Origin of the sequence: Corynebacterium sp. HMSC064H12 (assembly GCF_001809925.1) — a bacterium.
Taxonomy (GTDB): Bacteria; Actinomycetota; Actinomycetes; order Mycobacteriales; family Mycobacteriaceae; genus Corynebacterium; species Corynebacterium jeikeium_D.
Genome location: NZ_KV799333.1, coordinates 1 through 1,598, shown reverse-complemented (window position 1 = coordinate 1,598; position 1,598 = coordinate 1). Strand labels below are relative to the sequence as shown.

The 1,598-nt window shown below is 56.0% G+C and carries 1 protein-coding gene; it reads left to right on the top strand.

Going from position 1 to position 1,598, the window contains the following annotated elements:
- Positions 1-191: 191 nt before the first annotated feature.
- A complete protein-coding gene (locus HMPREF2681_RS03285; protein WP_048732261.1) occupies positions 192-1,370 on the top strand; it encodes an IS1249 family transposase in 1,179 nt (392 codons plus the stop codon).
- The last annotated feature ends 228 nt before the right edge of the window (positions 1,371-1,598 follow it).

The window sequence follows — 1,598 nt, the reverse complement described above, 5'->3', positions numbered from 1 at the left end:
GGCATGCGGACACACTTTTCTTTACTTAACCCTTAAACGACAGAAAGTGTGTCTGGATTCGGTGATTTGTAGTGGTTGACCTCTAGGTTTCAGAGAAATATATGCTCCGGGAGCATATATTTGGCTCCGGGACGGTAAATCCGCGGTGTGGCAGCAGTGATGTGCTACACGCGGCGTGGTGTGGTGTCGCAATGTCAAAGAACCAACCACGCTGCCACTGCGGCGATGAGATGAAACGCAACGGCACTACCAGCAAAGGAACTACGAGGTGGCGATGCAAACACTGCGGCGCGTCGAGTGTGAAGCGCCGCAGCGACATCACCAATTCCACGGTTTTTGCCGCCTTCATTGACCACCTGACCACTGGCGCCAGCCTCGATACCGTTGCCAGTCGTGTGGGATGCTCACCGCGCACACTGCAACGCCGCTTCGAACCCTTCTGGCTCGTTGACGTACCAGATCCCACCATCGGACATATCGGGCGGGTTTACGACCAGGTGTTTCTAGACGGCACATATACCGCCGGCGGCTGTTTGATCATTGCCGCAACTATCGACCATGTCATCGCCTGGCACTGGTGCAAACACGAAACCACGCGCGACTACCAACGACTTCTCGAGCGCATCGAAGCCCCACTTATCGCCGTTATCGATGGCGGCCAGGGAGCGTTTAGCGCGATCAAAAAGTGCTGGCCCACCACGAAAATCCAGCGTTGCCTCGTCCACGCCCAACGCGTTGTACGCCGCTACACCACCTCACGGCCCCGGACTGATGCCGGGCGCACCATCTACCGACTGGCGCTGAAACTGACCCGGATCACCACCCTGGACCAAGCAGCAGCATGGGGTGCACAACTGCACGAATTCTCCACGATCTACCGTTCCTGGATGGACGAGAAAACCACGGTCAAAGACCCTAAAACAGGTACATGGACCCGCACGTGGACACATCACAACGTGCGCAAGGCCTACAACAGCCTCAACCACCTCTGGCGCTCCGAACTGCTGTTTGTCTACCTCACCCCACCAGAAGGTGTGCTGGAGAAAAACCGGATTAAATCCACCACCAACAGCCTTGAAGGCGGCATCAACTCCCAGATCAAACTACTTGCCAGAACACACCGCGGCAGATCAGGCGAACGACAACGCCGAATGCTGGATTGGTGGCTCTACTTAAAAACCGAACTGCCCGACGATCCAGCACGAATCGCCAGGCAGTCCAACTGGGGCCAGGACCAACTCGCCAAAGTTTCCACCCTGACCCAACACGAGAACCAAGCCGACCACGAAACAGGACGACCAGCCCTCTACGACAACGCTATCGACACCGACTACACCCACTCAATCGGCATCCAGAAAGGCCAAATCTAACCCCCGCGCGACACGCCGAGCCAGACACACATTTTGTCGTTTAACCCGAAGAAGACAAAAACAGACAGAAAATAATCCAAGCCCTAGGAAAGTCGGAAAAGCGTGTCTGGGCGGTGCGTCGCCGGTGGGCACCTTTCGCCACTTACCCCAGTGCGAGTTACTGACTGCGTTTATGGCTGATGGCGTTGGGTGGATGCGAGTTACTGACTGCGTTTATGTCAAAAATGG